Raw genomic sequence first — 26,256 nt, 5'->3', positions numbered from 1 at the left:
CGTCACGGGTCGCCCGGCGCGTCCAGTCCGGTCAGGGCGCCCACGGGGTCCGGGTCGGGGGTGCCGCGGGGCCACCAGTCGTCGTGGCCCGGTTCGGACTCGTAGGCGTACCAGAGGTGGTCGCGGCCGAGGCGGAGCTGGACGTGGCCCCGGGGGTGGGTGAGGCGGTTGCGCCAGGGGCGGAAGGCGGGGAGGTCGGCGGCGAGGAGGAGCGGGCGGGCGCGGTCGAAGCGGCCGGCCGGCGGGTCCCAGGGCTCCTCGAGGACGGCCAGGCCCGTCGGGCCGCCCTGGCGCCAGGCGGCGACCGCGCGCGCCAGCTCGGCGGGGGTGCGGCCGGCGGCTCTGGCGAGGGAGGAGTACAGCGCGCGCGCCGCCCCGGTCAGGCCGGAACCGGGGCGGGCGGCGGCGAGCCGCACCGCGTCCTGCCAGAGGGTGAGCCGGCCGACCGGGTCGCGGCCGGTGGTGAGCAGGGCGTGCGCGCGGGCGGCGGCGTCGGTGGCCAGCTGGTCCAGCGCGAACGGGTCCGGTCCGCCCGGGGACGCGGGATACACGGGCGGCTGCCCGGGGTGCGGCGGCGGGGGCGACGGGGCCGGGAGCGGGGGGAGGGCGCGGTCGCGCCGGGCGAGGACGTCGGTCGCCCGCACGCCGGGCAGGGGCTCCGGTTCCCTCTCCCGGGCGGCGCGGGCCGCGCGGGCGGCGCTGAGCCGGGACAGCGCGTCGATCACCTCGCGCTCACCGCGTCCGCGCAGCAGGAGCAGCACGAACGGGTCGGCGTCGAGCAGCCGGGCCGTCTGGTAGCAGAGGGCGGCGGCGTGCTTGCAGGGGTGGCCGGAATCGGGGCAGCTGCACTGCGGGGCGAGGTCGCCGGGGCCGGGCAGCAGCGGGACCCCGCAGTCGGCGAGGGACTCGGGCATCTCCTTGTCCAGCAGCGCCGCGATGTGGCCGGGGCGGTCGGCGGCGGCGTCCAGGAACCGCTCCCAGTCGGCGTCCCCGAACGTCCGCAGCCGCACCTGCACGCGGTACGGCCGAGGGCGGCTGCCCTGCACGTACGCGAGCACCAGCCCCGGCGTGACGGTGATGGCGTCGACGTGCCCCTGCTCGGCGTACCCGCGCCCGCGGGCGAGCCGGGCGGCGTCCAGCGCCCCCTCCTCCAGCGCGGTGACCCACGCGTCACCCCACCAGGTCTCGGCGAAGCCCGCACGGTCCGAGGCTCGGGGCGGGAACGCCGGGAAGGTACGGCGCAGGTCGCCGTCGCGGCCGGGGGCGGCCATGGAGCGGGGGGTGACGGACGCGGGCGGTGCGGTGTCCCCCGGGGTGCGGGCCGTGCGTATGCCGGCGCCCTCCGCGGCCCCGCCCCGGGTACGGGGAACCGGAAGGCCGCCGTGTGCGCGCGGGTCGCCGGGCGTCGCGGGGGCGCCGCCCGGGCCGGGGGCGACGTCGGTCTCCGGATCCGGCGCGGGCATGCGGAAGGCGTCCGTGAGCGACTCCCGTACCTCACGGGCCCGGGCATCGTCGGCCCGGTCGCCGCGGGTGGTGCGCGGGACCCGGGGGGACGGGGTGCGTCGTTCACCGGACTCGGCGCCCGTCGCACGGTCGCCGGGTGCCGGGCGCGCCTTCAGTGCCTCCTCCCGCGCGGAACGCAGCGCCTCCCGCGCGACGTCCCCGGGGCGCGGGGTCCCGCGGTGTCCGGCGCCCCCGTCGGCGGTGGCCGCCGTGTCCCGGGGCGACGGGTCGGCGGGGGGCGGTCCGTCGCCGTGGGGCCGCTCCTCACGGGGTGCCGCGCCCTCCGCCGCCGTGTCCTCCGGCGCCGTGTCCTCCGCGGGAGGGTGCGCTGCCGGTGCGCCGGTGTCCTCGCGGTCCGGTTCCGCCTCGTCGGCGGACCCCGCCGTCCCGTACCGGGCCCGCACCGCCTGCCGCAGCGCCTCGCGGGCCACGTCGCCCGGGCGTGGTTCCCGGGCGCCGGGCCGAGCGGGCCGACGGGGGCGGTCGGACTGTCCGGCGGCCGGCCGGTCCTGAGCGGGCCGGTGCTCCGGCGTGTCCGCGGCCGTGGGCTCGCGGGCCGCCCGTGCGCGGGCCGCGCGCAGGGCCTCGCGGGCCTCGTCGGAGGGGCGGGTGGTCATGCCGGCCTCCGCAGGGACACCAGGTCGGACAGGTCACGGTCGGACAGCTCCGTGAGGGCCGACTCGCCGGAGCCGAGGATCGCGTCGGCGAGGGCGCGCTTGGACTCCAGCATCCCGGCGATACGGTCCTCGACCGTGCCCTCGGTGACCAGGCGGTGGACCTGGACGGGCTGGGTCTGGCCGATGCGGTACGCGCGGTCGGTGGCCTGCTCCTCCACCGCGGGGTTCCACCAGCGGTCGAAGTGGACGACGTGGCCCGCGCGGGTGAGGTTCAGGCCGGTGCCGGCGGCCTTGAGGGAGAGCACCAGCACCGGGGTCGCGCCGCTCTGGAAGCGGTCCACCATGCGCTCCCGCTCCGCCACCGGCGTACCGCCGTGGAGGAGGTCGACGGGGACCGCGCGCTCGGCGAGGTGCGCGGTGATCAGGCGGGCCATGCCGACGTACTGCGTGAAGACCAGGGCGGAGCCGTCCTCGGCGAGCAGGGTGTCCAAGAGCTCGTCCAGCAGGGCCAGTTTGCCGGAACGGGCCACGAGCCGGTCGCCTCCGCCGCGCGCGTGCTCCTCCTTCAGGTAGAGCGCCGGGTGGTCGCAGATCTGCTTGAGCGAGGTCAGCAGCTTCAGCACCAGTCCGCGCCGGCCCATGCCCCGCGCGCCCTCGATGGCGTGCATCGACTCGCGCACCACGGCCTCGTACAGCGCGGCCTGTTCGCGGGTGAGCGGTACCGGGTGGTCCGTCTCGGTCTTGGGCGGCAGTTCGGGGACGATGCCGGGGTCGGACTTCCTGCGCCGCAGGAGGAAGGGGCGGACCAGGCGGGCGAGGCGCTCGGCGGCCTCCTCGTCCTCGCCGGTCTCCACCGCGCGCGCGTGCCGGGCGCGGAAGGACTTCAGCGGGCCGAGGAGCCCGGGGGTGGTCCAGTCGAGGAGGGCCCACAGCTCGGAGAGGTTGTTCTCCACGGGGGTGCCGGTGAGCGCCACCCGCGCGGGGGCCGGGATCGTGCGCAGTGCCTTCGCGGTCGCGGAGTGGGGGTTCTTGACGTGCTGTGCCTCGTCGGCGACGACCATGCCCCACGTCCGCCCGGCCAGGTCCGGGGCGGCGGAGCGCATGGTGCCGTAGGTGGTGAGGACGAAGCCGCCGGCGAGGTCGTCCAGGGTGCGGTCGGGGCCGTGGAAGCGGCGCACGGGGACGCCGGGCGCGAACCGGGTGATCTCCCGCTGCCAGTTGCCCAGCAGCGAGGCCGGGCAGACCACCAGGGTCGGCTCGGTGCGGGCCCGCTTCAGGTGCAGCGCGATGAGGGTGACGGTCTTGCCCAGGCCCATGTCGTCGGCGAGGCAGCCGCCGAGGCCGAGGGAGGTCATGAGGTCCAGCCAGGCCAGGCCCCGCAGCTGGTAGTCGCGCAGGGTGGCGTCGAGGCCGGGCGGCGGCTGCGCGGGCCGTACACCGGCGGTCAGGCGGTCGCGGAGGGTGGCGAGGGCGCCGGCCGGCACCGCCTCGACCGTCTCCCCGTCGACCTCCGCGCGGCCGGTGAGGGCGACGGACAGCGCGTCGACCGGGTCGAGCAGTCCCAGGTCCCGTTTGCGGGCCCTGCGGACGAGGGCGGGGTCGACCAGCACCCACTGGTCGCGCAGCCGTACGACGGGGCGGTGGGCCTCGGCCAGTGCGTCCATCTCGGCCTCGGTGAGCGGGTCGCCGCCGAGGGCGAGCTGCCAGCCGAACCGCAGCAGGTCGCCGCTCTCGAAGAAGCCGGTGCCGTCGGTCGCCGAGCCGGGGGCCGGGCGGACCACCGCCGTGGCGGTCAGGTCCTGGGCGAGGTCCCGGGGCCAGTGCACGGCGACCCCGGCCGCGGCGAGCCGGGTGGCCGCCACGCCCAGCAGCTCGTTCAGCTCCTCCTCGGAGAGGGCCAGCGCGTCGGGCACGTCCTGGTCGGAGAGCCGGTCCAGCGGCGGCCAGACCCGGGCCGCGCGGCGCACCGCGAGGGCGGCGTCCACCCGCGCGCGGGGGCCGAAGGCGCTGTCCGCCGCGCCCGCCCACAGGGCGGCCGCATCGGTCACCAGGGTCGGGTCGGCGAGGCTGTGCACCTGGACGATCGCGGCTCCCGCGCTCCGCGCGGCGCTCCCGTCCCCGCCGGCTCCCCCGCCCGTGTCGAAGAGGTCGTACGCGGACAGGTCCAGGCGGAGCGAGATCCGTACGCCGGCGTCCATGCCGGCGGCGACCTCGGCGGCCCAGTCGTGGGCGTCGGGCAGCCGCTGCGCCTTCCGCGCGGCGAACGGCAACCCCGAGGCGTACGGCGCGGCCGGGGTGCGGGGCAGGGTGTCGGCGACCGCGTCCAGGAAGGCGCGCACCAGCGCCTCCGGGCGGGGCAGCCGGAGGGGGCCGGGGCCGGGCAGCGGGACGGCGTGGCCCTCGGGGGGCAGGGCGGCGGCCACCGCGCGCAGGTGCGCCACGTCCTCGGGGTCGAGCGGGCCGGCGCGCCAGGCGTCGTGGCCGGTGGCGGTCAGACCGGGCAGCAGCCGGCCGCGGGCGGTGAGCCGCAGGGCGTGCAGGGCGGCGGCGCCCCAGCAGGCGGTGGCGGGGTGGGCCGCGGGATCGTGCCGGGCGCGGACCAGCAGCGGGAGGGCCTCGTCGACGGAGAGGGAGAGCGCCGGGGTCGTCCGCCGCCGCACCCCCGCGCCGTGCGGGCGGACGACGGTGAGGTCGGTGCGCGGCGCGGACGCGGGGGCGTCGGGTGGTCCGGGCGGTCCTTCGCCGTCGGGGCCGCCCTCGGGGTCGTAGAAGGCGACGCGGCCCTCGCGCGGGAGGGGCGCCGGGAGGAAGACGGCCGCGAGCCGGACGGGGACGTCCGCCCCGCCCGCGCCGTCGGGCCCGGCCGTCGTGGTCCGCTCACCCATGTGTCCTTGTCACCTCCCGCCCGTCTGCCGGATCAGTCGTCTCCGACTCTACGGGCGGGGTCTGACAACGGGCCCCGGCGGCCGGGACCGCCGGGATCAGGGCACGGTGCGGGAGACGACGTACACCCTCGGGTAGCCCGGCTTGTGGTGGTTGACGACGACGTCGTGCGTGGGCGCCGGGTCCTTCTGCTCGTGGACGAGGCCGGACCAGGTGCCGGGTCCGTCGAACGTCCAGCCGGTGACGTCCCGGTCGCGCTCGCCGATGGTGATGTCGTCCTGCTTCAGATCGTCCTCCCGCACGCCCATGCTGGTGAGGAAGGCGCTCAGGCCCGCGTCGGTGGTCTCGAACTCGACGTAGAGGCGGCTGGTCCTCCAGTTGTTGGTCTCGTAGGAGGCCACCCACCAGGCGGGGTGCGGTACGGGCACCTGGTAGAGGCGGCGCTGCACCTTCGACGGCCAGCCCTCGGTGAGGCCGGTCGCGGAGTACTTCGCCTCCTTGTCCTTGCCGCTGGCCCGGCTCTGGTTCGCGGAGATCACCAGATACCCGGCCGGGACGCCGATGAGCAGCACGATGATCAGCAGGGTGAGTGCCCTGCGGCGGATCATGTGCCCCCGGTCCTCGGCCGGGCGGGGCGCGTCCGGGAGGGCCCTCCGGTGGGGGAACCCGTCGCTCACAGCGACTCCCGGGTGGTGCGGCGGGCCTCCGCGTACCGCTCGTAGCGTTCGTACCGCTCGACCCGGCGGCGCTTGGCACGGCGGAAGCGGCGGGCCACCAGCCTGGCGAGGTCCGCCGCGCCGACCATGCCGGCCTCGGGGCCGAGCTGGGCGCGGACGATGCGGGCCTCGGGGCGGTAGCCGCGGCCGGTGAGGTGCCGTTTGAAGGCGTCCCGCGCGGGGCCGATCAGCAGGTCGTCGGCGGCCGAGACGCCACCGCCGATGACGAAGCAGGAGGGGTCGAGGGCGGCGGCGAGGTTGGCGATGCCGACGCCGAGCCACTGTCCGATGTCCTGGAGCAGCTCGATGCACATGGCGTCGCCCTCGCGGGCCAGCTCGGTGATCATCGGGCCGCTGATGTCGGCGACGTTGCCCTTGACGTGCTCGATGATCCCGTAGGCGACCGGTGAGTCGGCGGCGGCCAGCTCGCGGGCCTCGCGGACCAGCGCGTTGCCGGAGCTGTACTGTTCCCAGCAGCCGCGGTTGCCGCAGGGGCAGCGGTGGCCGCCGGGGACGACCTGCATGTGGCCGAACTCGCCGGCCACCCCGTACTTGCCGCGCTTGACCTGCCCGTCCTCCAGGATCGCGCCGCCGATGCCGGTGCCGAGCGTGATCATGACGAGGTGGTCCTCGCCGCGGCCGGCGCCGAAGCGCCACTCGGCCCAGGCCGCGGAGTTGGCGTCGTTGTCCACCAGGACGGGGACGGCGAGGCGGTCGGCGAGGCGGTCGCGCAGCGGTTCGTTGCGCCAGGACAGGTGGGGGGCGAACAGCACGCGGTTGCGGTCGGCGTCGACCCAGCCGGCCGCGCCGATGCCGACCGCGTGCACGTCGTGCCGGTCGGACAGGTCCAGCACCAGTTCGACGATGGTGTCCTCGACGACCTTGGGGCTCTTGGACTTGTCCGGGGTCTCCGTGCGCAGCCGTTCCAGGATGTTGCCGTCGGCGTCGACGACGCCCGCCATGACCTTGGTGCCGCCGATGTCGATGCCCACCGTCGGGACACGGGGCGCCGTCAGGTGGGAGCGGCGTTCCCGGGTTCCGACGGTTCTCAGGACCGGGGCGCGGCGGGAGCCGATGGGGGCGGTGAAGTCGCGGTAGGTGCTCATCGTGTGCGATTGTGCCGCACCGGTGCGGTGATTGTGGTGCGGGGCAGGTGGGGGGTGGTGCGGATCATGGCCGGGCGCGGGTGCGTCGGGGTCGATCGCGCCCACGCGGCGGAGCCGCACATCTATACGGCCCCGCGCTCCTGAGGGGGCTGCAGTTCATGGCGTAGATCGTCCAGCTCGTTTCCGCCGGCCATTTGCCGGGTCAGCTCGTCCAGGGTGATCTCGTCCCGCGTGTGGTTGCCCACCATGGTGCCGCGCTTCAGCAGGACGAACCGGTCCCCCACCAGATAGGCGTGATGCGGGTTGTGGGTGATGAAGACGACGCCCAGGCCCTCGTCGCGTGCTGCCGACACATATCTCAGGACCACGCCCGACTGCTTCACGCCCAGGGCCGCCGTCGGCTCGTCCAGGACGAGGACCTTCGCTCCGAAGTGCACCGCGCGGGCGATGGCCACACACTGGCGTTCGCCTCCGGAGAGGGTGCCGATGGGCTGGTCGACGTCGCGGAGGTCGATGCCCATGCGGAGGAGTTCCGCGCGGGTGGTGCGGCGCATGTGGTCGACGTCCATGCGCTTGAAGGGGCCGATGCCCTTGCGGGGCTCGGAGCCGAGGAAGAAGTTGCGCCACACCGGCATCAGCGGGACGACGGCCAGGTCCTGGTGGACGGTGGCGATGCCCCGGTCCAGGGCCTCGCGCGGGGAGGCCAGGCGGGTCTCCTCGCCGTCGAGGGCGAGCGTGCCGGCGTCGTGCCGGTGCAGTCCCGCGATGATCTTGATCAGGGTGGACTTGCCGGCGCCGTTGTCGCCCAGCACACAGGTGATCTCGCCCGCGTGCACCTCCAGCGACACGCCTTCGAGGGCGCGGACGTTTCCGTGGTGCTTGCTGACGCCGGACAGCTCCACGAGGGCCGGGCGGTGATCGGTCCGTGTCATGTCGCGGCCTCCGCGCGGCGGCGTACCCAGGTGTTGAGCAGGGTGGCGAGGAGCAGCATCGCCCCGAGGAAGAACTTGAACCAGTCGGGGTTCCACTCGGCGAAGACGATGCCCTTGCTGGTCATGCCGAAGAGCAGCGCGCCGATCGCCGAGCCGACGGCGCTGCCGTGGCCGCCGGTGATCAGGCAGCCGCCGATGACGGCCGCGATGATGTAGATCAGCTCGTTGCCGACGCCCTCGCCGGACTGGACGACGTCGTAGCTGAAGAGCAGGTGCTGGCCGCAGATCCAGGCGCCGAGGGCGACGCCCATGTAGAGGGCGGTCTTGGTCCGGGTCACGGGGACGCCCACCGCGCGGGCGGCCTGTTCGTTGCCGCCGACCGCGAAGATCCAGTTGCCGGCCCGGGTGCGCAGCAGGATCCAGCTGCCGAGGGCGACCAGGGCGAGCCACCACAGGACGGTGACCTTGATGTGCGTGCCGCCGACGGTGAGGGTCGACGCGAAGAGCGCCCGCGCGGTGGTGAAGCCCTCCATGTCGGCGACGGCCTTGGTGGAGACGGTGCCGCTGATCAGCTTGGTGAGGCCGAGGTTCATGCCGGTCAGCATCAGGAAGGTGCCGAGCGTGACGATGAAGCTCGGCAGCCCCGTGCGGGCCAGCATGATCCCGTTGAAGGCGCCGACGGCGAGCGTGACCAGCAGGGACACGCCGACGCCGACCCAGACGTTGGCGGTCATCTGGTAGCTGAACATCGACGACACCAGTGCCGACGACGTGACCAGTACCCCGGCCGACAGGTCGAACTCGCCGCCGATCATCAGCAGCGCCACCGGGACGGCCATGATGCCGATGGTGGAGGACGCGTAGAGCACGGTGCCGAGGCTGGAGGGGCGCAGGAAGCCGTCGGCGGCGAGGGCGAAGCAGCAGAAGACGGCGATCGCGCCGACGAGGGAGCCCAGCTCGGGTCTGGTCAGCAGCCGCTGGAGCGGCGAAGAGCTGCGCAGAAACCTTTCATCAGAGAGTTCGGGAGTCGTCGCGCTCATCGGGTGCCCCGCTGCGTGTGGTCCTCGAGCGCGGCGGCGTCGTCCTCGGTGACGATCTGCGGTCCGGTGAGCACGGGCCGGCCGCCGCCGAGGACGTCGGCGTTGTACCGGTACAGCCACAGCAGGTCGACCGCCTCGTAGCCCTGGAGGTAGGGCTGCTGGTCGACGGCGAAGCCGAGGCTGCCGTCCTTCAGGCCGGCGACGACCTTGGCGTTGAGGTCGAAGGTGTCGATCTCGGCGTCGCTGCCCGCGCCCTCGCGGGCCTTCACGGCGGTGTCGGCGTAGGGGGCGCCCAGGGTGACGACGGCGTCCACGGCGGCGTCGGACTGCAGCCGGGCCTCGATCGCCGACTGCACGTCGGGCATGCTCGTTCCGTTGACGTGCAGGCGGACCACCGTGCCGTCGAAGGTCTTCTCCACACCGTCGCAGCGCTGCTCGTGACCGACGTTGCCCTGCTCGTGCAGGACGCAGAGGGCCTTCTTCCGGCCCCGCCCGTTCAGCTCCTCGCCGACCGCCTCGCCGGCGATCGTCTCGTCCTGGCCGATGTGGGTGAGCGCGCCGAACTCCTTCGACTCGGCCGAGCCGCTGTTCACGGTGACGACCGGGATGCCGGCCTCGCGGGCGCGGGCGAGGGAGGCCTTCATCGCGTCGGGCTTGGCGAGGGTGACGATGATGCCGTCCACCTTCTTGTCGACGGCCGCGTCCACGAGCTGCGCCTGCTGCTGGGCCTCGTCGTCGTGCGAGTAGAGGAAGCGGACGTTGTCCTTCACCGCGGCCTGCTTCGCACCGCTCTGGACGATGTCCCAGAAGGTGTCACCGTCTCCCGCGTGGGTGATCATCGCGAAGGTCCAGCGGGGGGTGTCCACCGCCGCTCTCCCCTGGGCCGCCGCGGCCGCGCGGACGTCCTCCGCCCGTTTGCCGCCGGTACTGCTGCATCCGGCGAGCGAGAGACCCAGCACCCCCGCCACCGCGATGCCCACCCAGGTCGAAAACCGTGACACGAGGACTTGCCCTTCTTGCCGTGCTCTTGCGTGTGCAAGGGGCCGATGCCCACACCGGCCCCAAACGCCCCATTGTCGAACACGGGCATCGGGCGTTCCCGCGCGGGGACCGGAACTCGGTCACATTGTCCTGACATGACGACGGCGCGGTGCACGCGCCGCACCGGATTGTCAGGACCGTACAAGCAGCTGGAACTCGAACGAGTAGCGGGAGGGCCGGTAGGTGTGGGTGCCGAACTCCACCGCCCGGCCGGTGTCGTCGAAGGTCACGCGCTCCATGGTGAGCAGCGGGGCTCCGGTCTCCTCGCCCAGCCGCTCGGCCTCGCCGGCGGTGGCGGCACGGGCGCCGATGGTCTGGCGGGCGCTGTGCAGGGTGATCCCGGAGGCCCGCATCAGCCGGTAGAGGCCGGTGGCCTCCAGCTGCCCGGTGTCCAGATCGAGCATGCCGGGCGGCAGGTAGTTGCACAGGTACGCCATCGGCTCGCCGTGGGTGAGCCGCAGCCGTTCGATCCGGTGCACCTCGCTGTCCTCGGCCACGCCGAGCGCGGCCGCGACCTCGGCGGACGCCGCCACGACGGTGTTGACCAGCACCTTCGTCCCGGGGCGCTGGCCGGCCGCCTCCAGGTCGTCGTAGAGGCTGCTGAGCTCCAGGGGACGCTTGACCCGGCTGTGCACCACCTGGGTGCCGACCCCCCGGCGGCGCACCAGCAGCCCCTTGTCGACGAGGGACTGGATGGCCTGGCGGACGGTCGGCCGGGACAGACCGAGCCGCGCCGCGAGCTCGATCTCGTTGCCCAGCAGGGTGCCGGGGGTCAGCAGGCCGTGCTCGATGGCGGACTCCAGCTGTTGGGACAGCTGGAAGTACAACGGCACGGGGGAGCCCCGGTCCACGCTCAGCTCCAGCTGTACGGTCGGGTCCACTTCTGGTTTCGGCACGGGCCGAGCGTAGCCCCGTGCGCTGTTGACGGGAAGTTGTGTAGTTCGGTTGTCCGGACATACGCATTGACAGGGAGCGGTGCGGGCCCCACTTTGTTTCCATGCGCATCGGGGTCATCGGTACGGGCCGCCTCGGCACCCTTCACGCCCACACACTCAGCAGGCACCGCGACGTCGGCTCCCTGATCCTCACGGACGTCGATCCGGCGCGGGCCCAGGCCCTCGCCCAGCGGCTCGGCGAGACGGCGGCACCCGGGGTGGACGAGATCTACACCTGGGGAGTGGACGCCGTGGTGATCACGACGGCCACGTCCGCCCACGCCGAGCTGATCGGCCGGGCGGCACGCGCGGGGCTGCCGGTGTTCTGCGAGAAGCCCGTCGCCCTGGACCTGTCGGGCACGTTACAGGCGATCACGGAGGTCGAGACGGCCGGAACCGTCCTGCAGATGGGGTTCCAGCGCCGCTTCGACACCGGCTACACGGGCGCGCGGGAGGCGGTGCGCTCGGGCCGGCTCGGACGGCTGCACACCGTACGGGCGACGGCCGGCGACGCGGAGCCGCCGCCGGCCGGGTATCTGCCGCAGTCCGGCGGGCTGTACCGGGACAGCCTGATCCACGACTTCGACATCCTGCGCTGGGTGACCGGCCGGGAGGTCACGGAGGTCTACGCGGCCGGGTCCGACGCCGGGCCCGCGATGTTCCGCGCGGCGGGCGACGTCGACACCGGCGCGGCGCTCCTCACCCTCGACGACGGCACGCTCGCCACGCTCACGGCGACCCGGCTGAACGGCGCCGGCTACGACGTCCGCATGGAGCTCGCCGGGGAGCGGGACCAGATCGTCGTCGGCCTGGACGACCGTACGCCGATCGCCTCCACCGAGCCGACCGGGCCGCCGGCCGCGGACAAGCCGTGGACCGGGTTCCTGGAGCGGTTCGGGCCCGCGTACGCGGCCGAGCTGATCGCGTTCGTCGAGGTGGTGCGGGGCGAGCGGGCCAACCCGTGCGACGGGCGGGAGGCCCTCCAGGCGCTGCTGATCGCGGAGGCGTGCGAGCTGTCCCGGCGGGAGCGCAGACCGGTCCGGCCGACGGAGCTGCTGCGCGGGGCGACGGCGGCGTACACCTGAGATCAGCGGTCCCCGGTCCCCTCCAGGAGGCCGGCGTCGTGGGCGAGCAGGGCGATCTGCACGCGGTTGTTGAGGCCGAGCTTGGCCAGGACGCGGGAGACGTGCGTCTTGACGGTGGCCACGCTCATGTAGAGCTCGGCGGCGATCTCGGCGTTGGCCAGGCCCCGGCCGACCGCGACGGCGACCTCGCGTTCACGGTCGTTGAGGTCCGCCACGCGCTCGCGTGCGCGCGTGCGCCGCGTGTCGGCGGCGGTGCCGGCCGCGTGCGCCATCAACTGCCGGGTGACCGTGGGCGACAGCACGGGATCGCCGGCCGCGACCCGGCGCACCGCGGCGACGATCTCGGCGGGCGGGGTGTCCTTGAGGACGAACCCGGCGGCGCCCGCGCGGAGCGCGCGCAGCACCTGCTCGTCGGCGTGGAAGGTGGTGAGCACCACGACCTGCGGAGCGTCCTCGCGCCGACGCAGCGACTCGGTGGCGGTGAGACCGTCCACCGACGGCATCCGGATGTCCATGAGGACGACGTCCGGCCGGGTGCGGTCGACGAGCGCCTCGACCTCTCCGCCGTCGGCGGCCTCGCCGACGATCTCGATGTCGTCCGCGCCGCCCATCATGAAGGACAACCCGGCCCGCACCAGCGGGTCGTCGTCGACGAGGAGCACTCTGATCGCAGTCATGGCGCGTACGTAATCACGGCCGCACGGAGCGGGGAAACACGGACCAGACGATTCCAGTTCACCCCCACGGCAACCGGGCCCGCACCCCGAACCCGCCGTCGGAGGCGGGCCCGTGCTCCAGCGTCCCGCCCGCCAGGATCGCCCGTTCGGCGAGGCCGATCAGCCCCTGCCCGGCACCGGGCACGTGCGGCACCTCCCCCTCCGGCGCGGGGTTGCGCACCGTCACGGTGAGACCCTCCCCCGGGCCGCCGGCGACCGACACCGTGACCTCCGTGCCGGGAGCGTGCTTGCGGGCGTTGGTCAGGCCCTCCTGGGCGATGCGGTAGGCGGTGCGGCCCACGGAGGCGGGGACTTCGGCCGGGTCGGCCACCCGCTGGTCCAGGACGACCTTCATACCGGCCTGCCGGGACTGGGCGACCAGGGTGCCGAGCGCCGCGAGCGTCGGCTGCGGCCGGCCCGTGTCGTCGGAATCGCCGGCCCGCAGCACGCCGATGATCTCCCGCAGGTCCTGCAGCGCATCGTGCGCGCTCTCCCGGATGACACCGGCCGCCCGCGCGACGTCCTCGCGCGGGGCGTCGGGCCGGAACTCCAGGGCGCCCGCGTGCACGCTCAGCAGCGTCAGCCGGTGCGCCAGCACATCGTGCATCTCCCGCGCGATGGCCTCGCGCGCGAGCCGCTGCGCCTGCTCGGCCCGCAGCCGCGCCTCGGTCTCGGCCCGCCGCGCCCGGTCCCGCAGGCTCAGCACGAGCTGCCGCTTGGACCGTACGAACATGCCCCAGCCGACGATCGCGCCCACCAGCATCACGAAGAGGATCAGCGAGGCGAGGTACGGCAGGTCGGGATCGGGCCGCCACCAGAAGTACAGCGGGACCAAGGCCGCGTGGACGCCGCCCGTCCACGCCACGTACCGGAAGGGGCGGTGCACGGCGAGCGTGAACAGGGTGATGACCACCACACCGCCGGAGGTCTCCGAGACGAAGCCGACCGGGACCATCGCGGCGGCCAGGGCGAACGGCCACCGCCTGCGCAGCCAGATCACGGCACAGGACAGCGCGCCGAGCACCTGGTCGGCGGCGACCAGCGCGCGCGGGAGGTCGCGGTTGTCGCTGAGCGTCTCGGCGCCCAGCAGGCCCACCAGGACGGCCAGCAGGAAGCAGACGAAGTCGACGACCCAGTCCCGCGCGGTGCGCCGGGGCCGCCGCCTGGAGCGGACCGGGTCGGGATCGAGTGCGTGGACGAGGGCGGACGGGAAGAACCATCGACGCCCCGTGAACACCGGGGCGGTCTGCGCCGCCTTGTCACCAGTCACGGTCGACGAATCTATGCGGGCGGCGCCTCCCTGCGCCGCCCCGCGGGCGGATCTCCTACCGAAGTCGCGGCATCGCAGACTTTCGGCGCTCCGGCCGACGCGGATCGCGGTCTTCCGCCGGAAAGGGCTCGCCCCGCGGCCGATGTGGGCGGGGGGGTCCGCGGGGCGAGGGTCGGGACATGAAGCAATTGCTGGAGGTTCTGGGTTTCCTCGCCGTGGTGCAGGGCGTGGCGGGTCTGGTGACCCGGTTCACCGACTGGAACTGGGGACTGGTGCAGCGGATCGGGTTCCTCGACGGCTACGAGATCTACGCGAGCATCGCCCTGCTGGTGCTGGGCGGCGCCCTGTTCGCCGCCGCGGAGAGCCGAAAGCCCGGCTGAACCCCCGTCCGGGCGGCGAACGCGCCACCGGTGCGCCGGTGTCAGGCGTTCTCCGGGAGCTCGTACGAGCCGTACTCGGGGCGGCCGGCGAAGTCGTAGGTCTGGACGGACACGCCCGCGGCGGTGATCTCTCCGCCGGTGTGCCGGAAGGCGCTCGGCATCGAGCCCTCCGGGAACAGGCGGCGCCCGGCGCCGAGGACGACCGGGAAGGTCAGCAGGTGCAGGGTGTCCACGAGGTCGAGCGCGAACAGGGACCGGGCGAGGGCGCCGCTGCCGTGCAGCTGGAGCTCGCCGTCGGTGCGCTCCTTGAGGGTGGTGACCTCCTTGGCGAGGTCGCCGCGGAGCACGGTGGTGCCGGCCCATCCGGGGTCGGCGAGGCCGGCGGAGGCGACGTACTTCGGCAGCGCGTTCAGTGCGCCGGCGACCGGGTCGGCGGGGTCGGTCATCTTCGGCCAGTACGAGGCGAAGATGTCGTACGTACGGCGGCCGAGGAGGAAGGCGCCCGCGCGGGAGAAGACCCCGTTGACGAACCGGCCGAAGTCGTCGTCGCCGTAGGGGACGCTCCAGCCTCCCTGCTCGAAGCCGTCCCTGGTGTCCTCCTGGGGACCGCCGGGGGCCTGGTAGACGCCGTCGAGGGTGACGAAGGTGGTGACCACGAGCTTGCCCATGGTGGGTTCCTGCCTTCCTGGGGCGGGGTGGGGACGTGTCGTCATCAGCTCAGACCCCGGTGGGGTCCGCAACTCATCGGTGGCGCGTCAGGTCGACGTCCGTTCGCCGCCAGCGCGCCCGGGGCGCGGGCGCTGGGATGGACGCATGACGACAGACACTTCTGTGAAGACCGTGGAGAAGACCCTGCTCGGCAAGGTGGCGCTGGTGACCGGCGGCAGCCGCGGGATCGGCGCGGCGACGGCGCTGCGGCTGGCCCGGGAGGGCGCGGACGTCGCGGTGACGTACGTGAACGGCAAGGAGGCGGCCGAGGACGTCGTACGGGCCGTCGAGGCGCTGGGGCGCCGTGCGGTGGCCCTGCGCGCGGACGCCGGCGCCCCGGAGGAGGCGGCCGGGGCGGTGGACGCCGCCGCGCGGGAGCTGGGCCGGCTCGACGTCCTGGTGAACAACGCGGGGATCGGCGTGCTCGGGCCGGTGGAGACACTGTCCCTCGCCGACGTCGACCGGGTGCTCGCGGTGAACGTGCGCGGGGTCTTCCTCGCCTCCCGCGCGGCGGCCGCCCTCATGCCGCGCGGCGGGCGGATCATCACCGTCGGTACGTGCATGACGCAGCGGGTGCCCGGACCGGGCGGGACGCTGTACACGATGAGCAAGTCGGCGTTGGTGGGGTTGACGAAGGCGCTGGCGCGGGAGCTGGGCGGGCGGGGGATCACGGCGAACATCGTTCATCCGGGGCCGATCGACACGGACATGAATCCGGCGGACGGGCCGTACGCGGGCGGGCAGGCGGAGATGACGGCGGTGGGGCGGTTCGGCTCGGCGGAGGAGGTCGCGGAGACGATCGTCCATCTGGCGGGGGCCGCGTACGTCACCGGGGCGGAGTTCGCGGTGGACGGGGGGCACGCGGCGTGAGGTGTGCCCGGGCGTGGCGGCCGGTGGCGGTCGCCACGCCCGGGGGCCGGTCTGCCGGCGGTTGCGGGGTGCCGGAGGAGAGGGCTGCTCCGCCGGCCGGTGCCGGGTGCCACGCGTAGGAGGCTGCTCCGCCGGCGAGTGCCGGGTGCCGCTGCGCCCACCCGTGCCGCCCCAGCGGCACGACTGCCCGCAGCTGCGGGCAGTGGCGCGGCATGACCTGCCCGCAGCTGCGGGGAGTGCGGCGCGGGGCCCCGGCTGCGGGGGTCAGGTGCCCGGTTCGGTGGTGCCCGGTTCGGTCGGTGAGCCGAAGAGGCGCAGGCGGGAGATGCCGCCGTCGGGGTGGACGTCCACGCGGGCGTGGGTGGCGGTCGCCGGGGCCGGGAGGACGAAGCGGTGGTTGGTGTCGGGCTGGAGGCGGGTGCGGGGGAGGATCTCCCGCCAGTCGCCGTCGTCGCCGTCCTTCACCGACACCGACGCCCAGCCCGCGCTGTTGCCCTTCAGGTACGCCGTGTCGATCTCCAGGGCGCGGATCCGCGACCGGGCCACCAGGCGGTAGCGGATCCAGTCGTGGCCCCGGTCGCGGCGGCGGCGGGTCTCCCAGCCGTCGTCCATCCGGTGGGAGCGGCCGGGCCGGATGGTGTTGGCGGCCGGTGAGTAGAAGCGGTCCGAGGCGTCCTCGACCCGGCCGCCGTTCTCCAGCGCGACGACGTCGAAGGTGCCGAGCGCCGCCAGCCAGGCCGGGTCCGGGACGACTTCGCCGTACACGCGCAGCCGGGCGATGCCGCCGTCGGGGTGCTGCTTGAGGCGCAGGTGGGTGAAGCGCTCCTCGCACGACACGGCGAAGCCGTTGGCCGCGTGGCCGCCGACCGGGGTGCGCGGGACGAGCGTCGTCCACGTGACGTCGTCCGAGAGCAGTTCCCCGGGCGACGGGGAGCCCGCCACCGACGTGCCCTCGACGGACACGGCCTGCGGGTGGTTGCCGCGGAAGTGGGCGGTGTCCACGACGATCCCGCGGACGACTCCGGGCGCGCCGAGCCGGATCAGCGCCCAGTCGTGGTCCTCGGCCGCCGGCCAGGGGTGGTCGGCGGAGGCGCCGCGCCGGCGCCGGGTCTCCCAGCCGTCCATGATCTTGCCCTTGTGCCCGAAGCTCTCTGGGTCGAACGCGGCGCGTCCGGGCAGCAGGAGGTTCTCGCGCTGGGCGAAGAACTCGTCGTTGGCGGCGATGACACCGGCGCCGAGCCGGCGGTCGGCGAGGTCGGCGTGGTGGGTGAAGGGGAAGTCGGCGGTGCGGTAGTCCGCGTACGGGTCACCGCCGCCGTAGGGGCGCGCGTCGCCGGTGAAGCTCTCGATCGCCGTCACGGTGGTCCGGTCCTGCCTTTCGGGAGTCGGGGTCAGGGGGAGCGGGTGAGCAGTCGGCCCTTCGGTTCGGTGAACGCGCCGTCGGCGACGATGCGTTCGCCGCGCAGCCAGGTGGACTTCACGACGCCGTACAGGGTCCTGCCCGCGTACGCCGTCACGCGGTTGCGGTGCTGGAGCGCCGCCGGGTCGACGGTGAAGGTCTCGTCGGGGGCGAGGACGGCGAAGTCGGCGTCGCGGCCGGGCGCGATGGCGCCCTTGCGCGCGTCGAGGCCGGCCAGCCGGGCCGTGCGCTCCGACATCCAGCGCACGACGTCCTCCAGGCCGTGGCCGCGCCTGCGGGCCTCGGTCCAGACGACCGGCAGACTGAGCTGGAGGCCGGAGATGCCGCCCCAGGCGGTCGAGAAGTCGTCCGTCTTGAGGTCGGCGGTGGACGGCGAGTGGTCGGTGACGACGCAGTCGATGGTGCCGTCCGCCAGGGCCCGCCAGAGCAGGTCCTGGTTGGCGGCCTCGCGGATGGGCGGACAGCATTTGAACTCACCGGCCCCGTCCGGGACCTCCTCCGCGGTGAGGGTGAGGTAGTGGGGGCAGGTCTCGACGGTGAGGCGCACGCCGTCCGCCTTGGCCGCCGCGATCAGGGGCAGCGCGTCACCGGAGGACAGGTGCAGCACGTGCACCCGCGCGTCCCGGCGTCTCGCCTGCTCGACGAGGTGTGCGACGGCGGTGTCCTCGGCGGCGCGCGGGCGGGAGGCGAGGAAGTCGGCGTACTTCGGGCCGCCGTGCTGCGGGGCGGCGGCGAGGTGGTGCGGGTCCTCGGCGTGCACGATCAGCAGCCCGTCGAAGGCGGCGATCTCCGCCAGCGAGCGGGTCAGCCGCTCCTGGTCCAGGTGCGGGAACTCGTCCACTCCGGACGGTGAGAGGAAGGCCTTGAAGCCGAAGACGCCGGCCTCGTGCAGCGGGCGCAGGTCCTGGACGTTGTCCGGCAGGGCGCCGCCCCAGAAGCCGACGTCGACGTGGGCCCGGCCGGCGGCGGCCCGCCGCTTGGCGCGCAGGTGGTCGACGGTGGTGGTCGGCGGGAGGGAGTTGAGCGGCATGTCGATCAGCGTGGTGATGCCGCCGGCCGCCGCCGCGCGGGTGGCGGTCCAGAAGCCCTCCCACTCGGTGCGGCCGGGGTCGTTGACGTGCACGTGGGTGTCGACCAGGCCGGGCAGCAGGACGTCGTCGCCGAGGTCCACCGGGCGGGCGCCCTCCGGGACGGGGGCGTCGTACGGCAGGACGGCCGTGATCGTGCCGTCGGCGACCGTGACGGACGCGGCGCGCATTCCCTCGGGAGTGATGACGCGCGTGGAGCGCAGCACCGGTTCGGCGTCGGACACCCGCATCCCCTGACCTTCCGCCGGAATGGAATTCAACGTTCTGTTGAAGGAGTCTTCACCCGCGCCTCCGGCCCGTCAAGGGCGCCCGCCCCGCCCGGTCCGGACCGGCGGCCATCCCTGGACGGTTCCACGGAGCGGAATTAAAATTTCACCCAGCAGAACGCGGCTCCGCACCAGCGGGCGGCCGGCCGGCCGCCGGGTAGGCTTCTGCCCTTCCTGCCAGGCCCCGAAAGGAACGCGCCGTGCCGACGTCCAGCGCCAGCACCACCGGCTCCGCCCGGTCCGCCGCCAGTGGCGGCGTGCAGTCCCTCGAGCGCGCCTTCGATCTGCTCGAACGGATGGCGGACGCGGGCGGCGAGGTCGGCCTGAGCGAGCTGTCCGCGAGCAGCGGACTGCCCCTGCCGACCATCCACCGCCTGATGCGCACGCTGGTCGCCTGTGGCTACGTGCGCCAGCAGCCCAACCGCCGCTACGCGCTGGGCCCGCGCCTGATCCGGCTCGGCGAGTCCGCCTCCCGGCTGCTGGGCACCTGGGCGCGCCCTTACCTGGCCCGCCTGGTGGAGGAGACCGGCGAGACGGCGAACATGGCGCTGCTCGACGGGGACGAGGTCGTGTACGTGGCGCAGGTGCCGTCGAAGCACTCCATGCGGATGTTCACCGAGGTGGGCCGGCGCGTCCTGCCGCACTCCACGGGCGTGGGCAAGGCCCTGCTGGCCGGTTTCCCGCCGGAGGAGGTGCGGGCCCTGCTCGGCCGCACCGGGATGCCCGCCGCGACGGAGAAGACCATCACCACGCCGGACGGCTTCCTCGCGGCCCTGGAGGACGTACGGAGCCTCGGCTACGCGATGGACGACAACGAGCAGGAGATCGGCGTCCGCTGCCTCGCCGTGCCGGTGCCGGACTCCCCCACGCCGGCGGCGATCTCCGTCTCGGGCCCGGCGGGACGCGTCACGGAGTCGGCGACGGAGAGGATCGTGCCGGTGCTCCAGCAGGTCGCGGCGGAGCTCTCCGGGGCGCTCAGCGCGCCGGGCGCCACCCCCGCCGGCTGACCGGGGCGCGCGTCAGCCGCGTGGTGACGGGCCGAACAGGTCCACCGCCTCGCGCAGTTCGCGCACACCCTGCCCCAGCGCGCTCACCGAGCCGATCGCGCCCGCGACCAGCAGCAGGGAGCGGCGCAGCCGGGAGATCTCGGGGTCGCCGGCGGCGGCCATGCCGGCCAGCGCGGCGAGTTCCTCCTCCGCGACGCCCCGGTCCCGGAAGTCCCCGGGATGGGCGGCGAGTTGACGGCGTAACCGGGACACGGCGGAGCGCAGCCCCGCCACCCGTGGGTCCAGCTGACTGCCGGGCACACGCCTCTGCTCCACGCTGCGCAACACAGTCCTCCCCCTGGCACCTTGTCGTGCGCCTCCCCAGCCGGCCGCGGCACCCGCCGGCCGGTCGCGCCAGTAAACGCCACCCCGGCCCCCTCGCGCCAGTCCGCTGCGTCATCGAGTTGCTCCGCAACGTGACATCGCGGCCCGAGGGCGCCCGTCCCGCGCCACCCCGATACCCCGTGCCGGGTGCGGTATGCAGGACGCATGACGACACATCACAGGGACGGGGAGACCGCCACGGAGGTCGTGGGACTGCTGCTGGCCGCAGGGGGCGGGCGGCGGCTCGGCGGGCGCCCCAAGGCGCTGCTCACGCACCGGGGACGGCCACTGGTGGAGCACGCGGCGGGGGTGCTCCGCGCGGGCGGCTGCGCGCGGGTGCACGTGGTGCTCGGCGCGCGGGCGGACGAGGTGCGCGCCCGCGCCCTCCTGCCGGACTGCGTCCTCGTCGACAACCCGGCGTGGGAGCGGGGCATGGGCACCTCCCTGCGGGCCGGCCTGGACTCACTGGCCGGGACGGGCGCGCGGGCCGCGCTGGTCTCGCTGGTCGACCAGCCCGGGATCGGCCCGGAGGCGGTCGCCCGGGTGCTCGGCGCCCACCGGTCCCCCGAGTCGCTCGTCTCGGCCGCCTACGACGGCGTGCGCGGCCACCCGGTGCTGTTCGGCGCCGCCCACTGGGCCGGGATCGCCGCGGCCGCGACCGGCGACCGAGGGGCACGCGCCTATCTGGAGGAGCACGCGGGAGGGCTCACGCTCGTCGAGTGCGGCGACGTGGCCGAGGCGTACGACATCGACACCGAGGCGGATCTGGCGCACCTCGAATGAGCCGGGGCGGCGGGTGAACGGTGGGGGCTCCTCCCGCCCGGGCGCCCCCGACCCGGAGTGCCCCGGCGTCAACAGAACATTGAACTTCCACCATGAGGAAACTACTATCCACAGATCAGAAGCGCCCGGCTTCCGTGCGGGCGTCCGCCGCCGCCCCCGGGTCGATGGGCACCCGGTGCCGGGTACGCCGAAGGAAGTGACAGCCGATGTCCGCACCAGCGCCGTCCCCGCTGACCGTCGTCGACGCCGGACCCCTGCCCCGGCAGGAGGAGGTCCTCACCGAGGGGGCGCTCGCCTTCGTGGCCGAGCTGCACCGGCGGTTCACGCCCCGGCGTGACGAACTGCTCGCCCGCCGCGCGGAGCGCCGTGCCGAGATCGCCCGTACGTCCACGCTCGACTTCCTGCCGGAGACGGCCGCCGTCCGTGCGGACGACTCCTGGCGGGTGGCCCCGGCCCCCGAGGCCCTGAACGACCGCCGGGTCGAGATCACCGGCCCCACCGACCGCAGGATGACCGTCAACGCCCTCAACTCCGGCGCGAAGGTCTGGCTCGCGGACTTCGAGGACGCCTCGGCGCCCACCTGGGGGAACGTGATCACCGGCCAGCTCAACCTGATCGACGCCCACACGCGGAACATCGACTTCACCGATCCGGGGTCCGGCAAGTCCTACGCCCTGCGCCCGGACGAGGAGCTGGCGACGGTCGTCGTGCGCCCGCGCGGGTGGCATCTGGACGAGCGTCACCTCACCGACGCCGACGGCACCCCGGTGCCCGGCGCGCTGGTCGACTTCGGCCTGTACTTCTTCCACAACGCCGAGCGGCTGGCCGGGCGCGGCAAGGGCCCGTACTTCTACCTCCCCAAGACGGAGTCCCACCTGGAGGCCCGGCTGTGGAACGAGGTGTTCGTCTTCGCGCAGGAGTACACGGGCGTGCCGCGGGGCACGGTCCGCGCCACCGTCCTGATCGAGACGATCACGGCCGCGTACGAGATGGAGGAGATCCTCTACGAGCTGCGCGAACACGCCTCCGGGCTGAACGCCGGGCGCTGGGACTACCTGTTCTCCCTCGTCAAGAACTTCCGTGACGGCGGGGCGAGGTTCGTCCTCCCGGACCGCAACGCGGTGACGATGACCGCCCCGTTCATGCGCGCGTACACCGAACTCCTCGTCCGCACCTGCCACCGGCGCGGTGCGCACGCGATCGGCGGCATGGCGGCGTTCATCCCCTCCCGCCGGGACCCGGAGGCCAACAGGATCGCCTTCGAGAAGGTGCGCGCCGACAAGGACCGGGAGGCGGACGACGGCTTCGACGGCTCCTGGGTCGCCCACCCCGACCTGGTCCCGATCGCCATGGAGTCCTTCGACCGGGTGCTCGGCGACCGGCCGCACCAGAAGGACCGCCTCCGCGAGGACGTGGACGTGCAGGCGGCGGACCTCATCGCCATCGACTCCCTGGACGCCAGGCCGACGTACGCGGGCCTGGTCAACGCCGTCCAGGTCGGCATCCGGTACATCGAGGCGTGGCTGCGCGGGCTCGGTGCGGTGGCCATCTTCAACCTGATGGAGGACGCCGCCACCGCCGAGATCTCCCGCTCCCAGATCTGGCAGTGGATCAACGCGGGCGTCGTCCTCGACAACGGCGAGCGGGTCACCGCCGAGCTGGCCCGCGCGGTCGCGGCCGAGGAACTGGCGGGCATCCGTGCGGAGCTCGGCGAGGAGGCGTTCGCGGCCGGCACCTGGCAGCGGGCGCACGACCTGCTGCTGAAGGTCTCCCTCGACGAGGACTACGCCGACTTCCTCACCCTGCCGGCGTACGAGCAGCTCGAGGGCTGAGCCCCACGCCCGCGAGCGGCCCCCGGAGTCCACCGGGGGCCGCTCAGCCGTCTCCTCCCAGGTGCACCGACCAGTCCTGCGCCGCCGCCGGTTTGCCGTGCAGGTCGGGAACCCGCTTCAGCCAGTCCGGGCGGCCCCGCCGCGTCCTGGCCGCCCGCCGGGCGTTCTCCTCGGCGAGCTCGTCCGGGCCGGGGAAGTCGGTGGGCAGCCACGCCCGGGACGCCCGCACGCGCGCGTGCAGGTACGTCACGTACGCCTCGCGGACCTCGTCGGGCGTGGCGAAGCCGGGGTCGTCGGCCAGCCAGTCGTCGGGGACCTCCGCGGCGACGGACCGCAGCAGCTCCTCGGTCACCTTCGGCGCGAGTTCGGCGTCCGCCGCGGGGACGTCGGGGCCGTAGCGGCCGAGGGCGTGGTGGCGGAAGTCGTACGCCTTGCCGGGGTCGGAGCCCTCCCAGCGGTGGTGGAAGACGAGCGCGGCCCCGTGGTCGATGAGCCACAGCCGCGGGGGCGCGACGCCCAGCGTCGGCCACACCACCAGGTTGGAACTGTGGACGGTGCGGTCCACGTTCACGGTGAGGGCGTCGAGCCAGACGATCCGCCCGGCCTCCAGCGGATCGACCGGGAAGTCCCGGGCGACCTCGGGGGTGAGGTCCCGCGCGCCCGGCAGGTAGTCCATGCCGAGATTGACGCCGGCGCTCGAGGCGTGCAGCTCCCGCACCTCCTGGTGCGGCTCGTCGTCCGCCACCGCCGGATCGAAGTGCACCAGCACCAGCTCCGGGAAGCGCAGCCCGAGGGCCCGGGCCAGCTCCCCCACGATCACCTCGGCGACCAGCGCCTTGCGCCCCTGCGCGGAGCCGGTGAACTTGACGACGTACGTGCCGAGGTCGTCGGCCTCGAAGACACCGGGCACGGAGCCGCCCTGCCGCAGCGGTGTGACGTAACGGGTGGCGGTGACCTCGGTCAGCATGTGCCGAACCCTACCCGCGGCCCCGCGTCAGGTCGCCCGCTGCCGCAGGAGCACGAGTTCACGGTTCATCTCCCTGAGGAACCGCACGATCACCGTCAGTTCCTCGGGGGTGAAGCGGCCGCGCGCGGTGTCGGTGCTGTGCGCCAGCGGCCGGAAGTACTCCCTGGCCAGGCCCCTGGCCCGCTCCGCGTACTCCAGGTGCACCACCCGGCGGTCGTCGGCCGCCCGGACGCGCCGGATGTGGCCCGCCCGCTCCAGCCGGTCCAGGCACGCGGTCACCGCTCCGGACGTGAGGTTGAGCTGCTTGCGCAGGCGGCCGGGCGTCATGGGCTCGTCCGGCGCGTCGGCGTCGGCGTCGGCGTCGGCGTCCAGGATCGCGATCAGGGCCTGCATGTCGGTGGGGTGCAGGCCCTGCGCGTGCGCGAACTCCTGGGCGATGCGATTGAACTCGCTGTTCATCCGGCGCAACTGGACGGCGAAGGCCTGCAACCCCGTCGGGTCGTCCGCCGGAAGAAGTGGCGAGGGGGTACCGGAGCCGCTCATGCATGCCAGTATAGGATCACTCGATGATTGAGATACTTAATCATTGACTTACCCCTTCGGCTCACGGGAATCCACATGAGAAGCGCACCGCACCGGGCCCGGTGGCTCGTCCCCCTCGCCCTGTTGATCGTCTGGCTGGCCGTGGGCGGGACACTCGGGCCGTACGCGGGCAAGCTGGGCGAGGTGGCCACCAACGACCAGGCCGCCTTCCTCCCGGAGAGCGCCGAGTCCACCCGGGTCCTCGATGCCCGCGAGGCGTTCGACCAGTCCGAGACCATGCCGGCCGTCGTGGTCTGGACGGCGGACGGCGACCGGGTCACCGGGGCCCAGCGGGCCGCCGCCTCGGACGCGGTCGGCGCCCTCGCCGGGACCGCCGGCGTCGTCGGCCGGCCCTCGCCGGCGCTGGTGTCCGAGGACCGGCAGGCCATGCAGGCCGTCGTCCAGCTCGAGCCCGACCTGGGCGAAAAGCTGCCCGAGGTGCTGGACGAGGTGCGCCGGGCGGCGGACGGCGTCTCCGGAACCACGGCGCGGATCGCCGGTCCGGCGGCGTCCCAGGCCGATCTGTCGGACGCGTTCGCGGGCATCGACGGACTGCTGCTGGGCGTGGCGCTCGGCGCCGTGCTGCTGATCCTGCTGCTGGTCTACCGGAGCGTCCTGCTGCCGTTCGTGATCATCCTCGGCTCCGTCTTCGCCCTGGGGCTCGCCTGTGCCGTCGTCTACGCGCTGGCGGACCGGGACGTGGTGCGGGTCGACGGCCAGGTGCAGGGCATCCTCTCGATCCTCGTGATCGGCGCGGCCACCGACTACGCCCTGCTCCTCGCGGCCCGCTTCCGTGAGGAGCTCGCCGAGCGCGGCGACCGGTACGCGGCCGCGCCGGCGGCCGTGCGCAGGTCCTTCGGCGCCATCACGGCGAGCGCCGCCACCGTGGCGCTCGGTCTGCTGGCCCTGCTCGCCAGCGACCTCACGAACAACCGCGCCCTCGGGCCGGTCGGCGCCATCGGCATCGTGTGCGCGGTGCTCTCCACGCTGACCTTCCTGCCGGCCGTGCTGGCCCTGCTGGGCCGGAGCGCGTACTGGCCCGCCCGGCCGAAGGCGTCGGACGCGTCCGTGGAGGGGCACGGCGTGTGGCGCCGGGTCGCCGCGACCGTGGACCGCCGGCCGCGCCGGGTGTGGGTGGTGACCGCGCTGGTCCTCGCCGTCTTCGCGGCCTTCGCCCCCTCCCTGTCCGCCAAGGGGGTGCCGCTCGACGAGATCTTCGTGAACGACGCGCCCTCGGTCGCCGCCCAGGAGACGCTCGGCGAGCACTTCCCCGGCGGGTCCGGGAACCCGGCCGTCATCATCGCCGACGTCGACCGCGGCGCCGAGGTGACGGCCGCGGCGAGGAGGACGGAGGGCGTGGCCTCGGCCGGCGCCGTCTCCGCCTCGGGGCGGCCGGGGGCCGGTGAGCCGCTGGTCGTCGACGGGCGCGTCCGCATCGACGCCACCCTGGAGGACGCGGCGGACAGCGACGCCGCGAAGGAGACCGTCGAGCGGCTGCGCGAGAGCGTGCACGCGGTCTCCGGAGCCGACGCGCTGGTCGGCGGCTACACGGCCCAGCAGTACGACACCCAGCGGACCGCCGCCCACGACCGCACCCTGATCGTCCCGGTCGTGCTCGTCATCATCCTGCTGATCCTCGTCCTGCTGCTGCGCTCCCTGCTCGTGCCCGTGCTGCTGGTCGCGACCGTCGCGCTCAACTTCCTGGCGACCCTCGGCGTCTCGACCCTCGTCTTCGAGCACCTCCTCGGATTCAGCGGCACCGACGCGTCGGTCCCCCTGTACGGGTTCGTGTTCCTGGTGGCCCTCGGCGTCGACTACAACATCTTCCTGATGTCCCGGGTGCGGGAGGAGGCGCTCGTGCACGGCACCCGGCGGGGCGTGCTGCGCGGGCTGACCACGACCGGCGGAGTGATCACCTCGGCCGGTGTGGTGCTCGCCGCGACGTTCGCCGCGCTGATGGTCATCCCCCTGGCCTTCCTGGTGCAGATCGCCTTCATCGTGGCGTTCGGCGTGCTGCTCGACACGCTGGTGGTCCGCTCGCTGCTGGTGCCCGCGCTGGTGATCGACATCGGCCCCCGGGCGTGGTGGCCCGGGGCCCTGGCCCGCGAGGACGCGGGAGGCGCGCCGCGGGCGGAGCGGGGCTGAC

At 74.2% G+C, this 26,256-nt stretch carries 23 protein-coding genes; 7 read left to right on the top strand and 16 right to left on the bottom strand.

Annotation, left to right across the window (positions count from 1 at the left end):
• Nucleotides 1-2 precede the first annotated feature (2 nt).
• From ACFY3N_RS11370 to ACFY3N_RS11335, 8 genes are all read right to left on the bottom strand, one after another.
• Nucleotides 3-2,120 carry an SWIM zinc finger family protein gene (locus ACFY3N_RS11370; protein WP_390816382.1) on the bottom strand — a complete coding sequence of 706 codons (2,118 nt, stop codon included), beginning with the start codon at nucleotides 2,118-2,120 and terminating at the stop codon, nucleotides 3-5.
• Nucleotides 2,117-5,005: a DEAD/DEAH box helicase gene (locus tag ACFY3N_RS11365; RefSeq protein WP_390816381.1), complete on the bottom strand. Its 2,889-nt coding sequence runs from the start codon at nucleotides 5,003-5,005 to the stop codon at nucleotides 2,117-2,119. Before ACFY3N_RS11365 ends, ACFY3N_RS11370 begins: the two co-directional genes overlap by 4 nt.
• Nucleotides 5,006-5,101: 96 nt before the next feature.
• Entirely contained in the window at nucleotides 5,102-5,680 is a 579-nt protein-coding gene (locus tag ACFY3N_RS11360; RefSeq protein ID WP_390816380.1) for a sugar kinase, read from the bottom strand.
• Complete coding sequence (locus ACFY3N_RS11355; RefSeq protein ID WP_390816379.1) at nucleotides 5,677-6,825, bottom strand: ROK family glucokinase; 1,149 nt, start codon at nucleotides 6,823-6,825, stop codon at nucleotides 5,677-5,679. Before ACFY3N_RS11355 ends, ACFY3N_RS11360 begins: the two co-directional genes overlap by 4 nt.
• 122 nt (nucleotides 6,826-6,947) lie before the next feature.
• Entirely contained in the window at nucleotides 6,948-7,757 is an 810-nt protein-coding gene (locus ACFY3N_RS11350) for an ATP-binding cassette domain-containing protein (RefSeq protein WP_390816378.1), read from the bottom strand.
• Nucleotides 7,754-8,797, bottom strand: a complete 1,044-nt coding sequence (locus ACFY3N_RS11345) for an ABC transporter permease (protein ID WP_390816377.1) — start codon at nucleotides 8,795-8,797, stop codon at nucleotides 7,754-7,756. The genes ACFY3N_RS11350 and ACFY3N_RS11345 overlap by 4 nt, the downstream gene beginning before the upstream one ends.
• Entirely contained in the window at nucleotides 8,794-9,798 is a 1,005-nt protein-coding gene (locus tag ACFY3N_RS11340) for a sugar ABC transporter substrate-binding protein (protein WP_390816376.1), read from the bottom strand. Before ACFY3N_RS11340 ends, ACFY3N_RS11345 begins: the two co-directional genes overlap by 4 nt.
• 171 nt (nucleotides 9,799-9,969) lie before the next feature.
• On the bottom strand, nucleotides 9,970-10,719 hold the full coding sequence (locus ACFY3N_RS11335; protein ID WP_390816470.1) for a GntR family transcriptional regulator: 750 nt from the start codon (nucleotides 10,717-10,719) through the stop codon (nucleotides 9,970-9,972).
• A 116-nt stretch (nucleotides 10,720-10,835) separates the two neighbouring features.
• On the opposite strand from ACFY3N_RS11335, the gene ACFY3N_RS11330 reads away from it, so the two are divergent.
• On the top strand, nucleotides 10,836-11,858 hold the full coding sequence (locus ACFY3N_RS11330; protein ID WP_390816375.1) for a Gfo/Idh/MocA family oxidoreductase: 1,023 nt from the start codon (nucleotides 10,836-10,838) through the stop codon (nucleotides 11,856-11,858).
• Between the two features lie 2 nt (nucleotides 11,859-11,860).
• Here ACFY3N_RS11330 and ACFY3N_RS11325 read toward each other — a convergent pair whose 3' ends face one another.
• Nucleotides 11,861-12,535 carry a response regulator gene (locus ACFY3N_RS11325; RefSeq protein ID WP_390816374.1) on the bottom strand — a complete coding sequence of 225 codons (675 nt, stop codon included), beginning with the start codon at nucleotides 12,533-12,535 and terminating at the stop codon, nucleotides 11,861-11,863.
• Nucleotides 12,536-12,593: 58 nt separating this feature from the next.
• Nucleotides 12,594-13,844: a sensor histidine kinase gene (locus ACFY3N_RS11320; protein WP_390816373.1), complete on the bottom strand. Its 1,251-nt coding sequence runs from the start codon at nucleotides 13,842-13,844 to the stop codon at nucleotides 12,594-12,596.
• 179 nt (nucleotides 13,845-14,023) lie between these two features.
• On the opposite strand from ACFY3N_RS11320, the gene ACFY3N_RS11315 reads away from it, so the two are divergent.
• Nucleotides 14,024-14,224 carry a hypothetical protein gene (locus ACFY3N_RS11315; protein ID WP_390816372.1) on the top strand — a complete coding sequence of 67 codons (201 nt, stop codon included), beginning with the start codon at nucleotides 14,024-14,026 and terminating at the stop codon, nucleotides 14,222-14,224.
• Between the two features lie 41 nt (nucleotides 14,225-14,265).
• On the opposite strand, the gene ACFY3N_RS11310 is transcribed toward ACFY3N_RS11315, so the two are convergent.
• A complete protein-coding gene (locus ACFY3N_RS11310) occupies nucleotides 14,266-14,892 on the bottom strand; it encodes a dihydrofolate reductase family protein (RefSeq protein WP_390816371.1) in 627 nt (208 codons plus the stop codon).
• A 145-nt stretch (nucleotides 14,893-15,037) separates the two neighbouring features.
• Here ACFY3N_RS11310 and ACFY3N_RS11305 point away from each other — a divergent pair, with 145 nt between their 5' ends.
• On the top strand, nucleotides 15,038-15,802 hold the full coding sequence (locus tag ACFY3N_RS11305; RefSeq protein ID WP_390816370.1) for an SDR family NAD(P)-dependent oxidoreductase: 765 nt from the start codon (nucleotides 15,038-15,040) through the stop codon (nucleotides 15,800-15,802).
• 264 nt (nucleotides 15,803-16,066) lie between these two features.
• Here ACFY3N_RS11305 and alc read toward each other — a convergent pair whose 3' ends face one another.
• Together alc and allB are read right to left on the bottom strand one after the other, a co-directional pair.
• The gene (gene alc / locus ACFY3N_RS11300) at nucleotides 16,067-17,161 is read right to left on the bottom strand and encodes an allantoicase (protein ID WP_390816369.1); all 1,095 of its coding nucleotides are present in this window, start codon (nucleotides 17,159-17,161) and stop codon (nucleotides 16,067-16,069) included.
• 32 nt (nucleotides 17,162-17,193) lie between these two features.
• The gene (gene allB, locus ACFY3N_RS11295; RefSeq protein WP_390816469.1) at nucleotides 17,194-18,534 is read right to left on the bottom strand and encodes an allantoinase AllB; all 1,341 of its coding nucleotides are present in this window, start codon (nucleotides 18,532-18,534) and stop codon (nucleotides 17,194-17,196) included.
• Between the two features lie 242 nt (nucleotides 18,535-18,776).
• Between allB and ACFY3N_RS11290 the strand changes: the two genes are divergently transcribed.
• Nucleotides 18,777-19,583: an IclR family transcriptional regulator gene (locus tag ACFY3N_RS11290; protein ID WP_390816368.1), complete on the top strand. Its 807-nt coding sequence runs from the start codon at nucleotides 18,777-18,779 to the stop codon at nucleotides 19,581-19,583.
• Between the two features lie 12 nt (nucleotides 19,584-19,595).
• Here the strand turns inward: ACFY3N_RS11290 and ACFY3N_RS11285 are convergent, their stop codons facing one another.
• Nucleotides 19,596-19,910 carry a DUF5955 family protein gene (locus tag ACFY3N_RS11285; RefSeq protein WP_390816367.1) on the bottom strand — a complete coding sequence of 105 codons (315 nt, stop codon included), beginning with the start codon at nucleotides 19,908-19,910 and terminating at the stop codon, nucleotides 19,596-19,598.
• A 201-nt stretch (nucleotides 19,911-20,111) separates the two neighbouring features.
• On the opposite strand from ACFY3N_RS11285, the gene ACFY3N_RS11280 reads away from it, so the two are divergent.
• The gene (locus ACFY3N_RS11280) at nucleotides 20,112-20,729 is read left to right on the top strand and encodes an NTP transferase domain-containing protein (RefSeq protein WP_390816366.1); all 618 of its coding nucleotides are present in this window, start codon (nucleotides 20,112-20,114) and stop codon (nucleotides 20,727-20,729) included.
• A gap of 206 nt (nucleotides 20,730-20,935) precedes the next feature.
• Nucleotides 20,936-22,561 (top strand): malate synthase A, encoded by a 1,626-nt coding sequence (gene aceB / locus ACFY3N_RS11275; protein ID WP_390816365.1) that lies wholly within the window; start codon nucleotides 20,936-20,938, stop codon nucleotides 22,559-22,561.
• Between the two features lie 43 nt (nucleotides 22,562-22,604).
• Here aceB and ACFY3N_RS11270 read toward each other — a convergent pair whose 3' ends face one another.
• Together ACFY3N_RS11270 and ACFY3N_RS11265 are read right to left on the bottom strand one after the other, a co-directional pair.
• Nucleotides 22,605-23,528, bottom strand: a complete 924-nt coding sequence (locus ACFY3N_RS11270; RefSeq protein WP_390816364.1) for a HipA family kinase — start codon at nucleotides 23,526-23,528, stop codon at nucleotides 22,605-22,607.
• A gap of 27 nt (nucleotides 23,529-23,555) precedes the next feature.
• Nucleotides 23,556-24,071, bottom strand: coding sequence for a MarR family transcriptional regulator (locus ACFY3N_RS11265; protein WP_390816363.1), 516 nt, complete (start codon nucleotides 24,069-24,071; stop codon nucleotides 23,556-23,558).
• A 75-nt stretch (nucleotides 24,072-24,146) separates the two neighbouring features.
• Between ACFY3N_RS11265 and ACFY3N_RS11260 the strand changes: the two genes are divergently transcribed.
• Nucleotides 24,147-26,255 (top strand): MMPL family transporter, encoded by a 2,109-nt coding sequence (locus tag ACFY3N_RS11260; RefSeq protein ID WP_390816362.1) that lies wholly within the window; start codon nucleotides 24,147-24,149, stop codon nucleotides 26,253-26,255.
• Nucleotide 26,256: the final 1 nt, after the last annotated feature.

The sequence above is a fragment of the Streptomyces sp. NPDC000348 genome (assembly GCF_042898795.1).
In the GTDB taxonomy this organism is placed as follows: domain Bacteria; phylum Actinomycetota; class Actinomycetes; order Streptomycetales; family Streptomycetaceae; genus Streptomyces.
This window is presented reverse-complemented; position numbering and strand designations above follow the sequence as displayed.

What these genes read in the sequence shown, in the direction of transcription:
- ACFY3N_RS11370 (WP_390816382.1), bottom strand. Translation starts at nt 2,120, where the DNA reads ATGACCACCCGCCCCTCCGACGAGGCCCGCGAGGCCCTGCGCGCGGCC.
- ACFY3N_RS11365 (WP_390816381.1), bottom strand. Translation starts at nt 5,005, where the DNA reads ATGGGTGAGCGGACCACGACGGCCGGGCCCGACGGCGCGGGCGGGGCG.
- ACFY3N_RS11355 (WP_390816379.1), bottom strand. Translation starts at nt 6,825, where the DNA reads ATGAGCACCTACCGCGACTTCACCGCCCCCATCGGCTCCCGCCGCGCC.
- ACFY3N_RS11350 (WP_390816378.1), bottom strand. Translation starts at nt 7,757, where the DNA reads ATGACACGGACCGATCACCGCCCGGCCCTCGTGGAGCTGTCCGGCGTC.
- ACFY3N_RS11345 (WP_390816377.1), bottom strand. Translation starts at nt 8,797, where the DNA reads ATGAGCGCGACGACTCCCGAACTCTCTGATGAAAGGTTTCTGCGCAGC.
- ACFY3N_RS11330 (WP_390816375.1), top strand. Translation starts at nt 10,836, where the DNA reads ATGCGCATCGGGGTCATCGGTACGGGCCGCCTCGGCACCCTTCACGCC.
- ACFY3N_RS11325 (WP_390816374.1), bottom strand. Translation starts at nt 12,535, where the DNA reads ATGACTGCGATCAGAGTGCTCCTCGTCGACGACGACCCGCTGGTGCGG.
- ACFY3N_RS11315 (WP_390816372.1), top strand. Translation starts at nt 14,024, where the DNA reads ATGAAGCAATTGCTGGAGGTTCTGGGTTTCCTCGCCGTGGTGCAGGGC.
- ACFY3N_RS11310 (WP_390816371.1), bottom strand. Translation starts at nt 14,892, where the DNA reads ATGGGCAAGCTCGTGGTCACCACCTTCGTCACCCTCGACGGCGTCTAC.
- ACFY3N_RS11305 (WP_390816370.1), top strand. Translation starts at nt 15,038, where the DNA reads ATGACGACAGACACTTCTGTGAAGACCGTGGAGAAGACCCTGCTCGGC.
- ACFY3N_RS11280 (WP_390816366.1), top strand. Translation starts at nt 20,112, where the DNA reads ATGACGACACATCACAGGGACGGGGAGACCGCCACGGAGGTCGTGGGA.
- aceB (WP_390816365.1), top strand. Translation starts at nt 20,936, where the DNA reads ATGTCCGCACCAGCGCCGTCCCCGCTGACCGTCGTCGACGCCGGACCC.
- ACFY3N_RS11270 (WP_390816364.1), bottom strand. Translation starts at nt 23,528, where the DNA reads ATGCTGACCGAGGTCACCGCCACCCGTTACGTCACACCGCTGCGGCAG.
- ACFY3N_RS11265 (WP_390816363.1), bottom strand. Translation starts at nt 24,071, where the DNA reads ATGAGCGGCTCCGGTACCCCCTCGCCACTTCTTCCGGCGGACGACCCG.
- ACFY3N_RS11260 (WP_390816362.1), top strand. Translation starts at nt 24,147, where the DNA reads ATGAGAAGCGCACCGCACCGGGCCCGGTGGCTCGTCCCCCTCGCCCTG.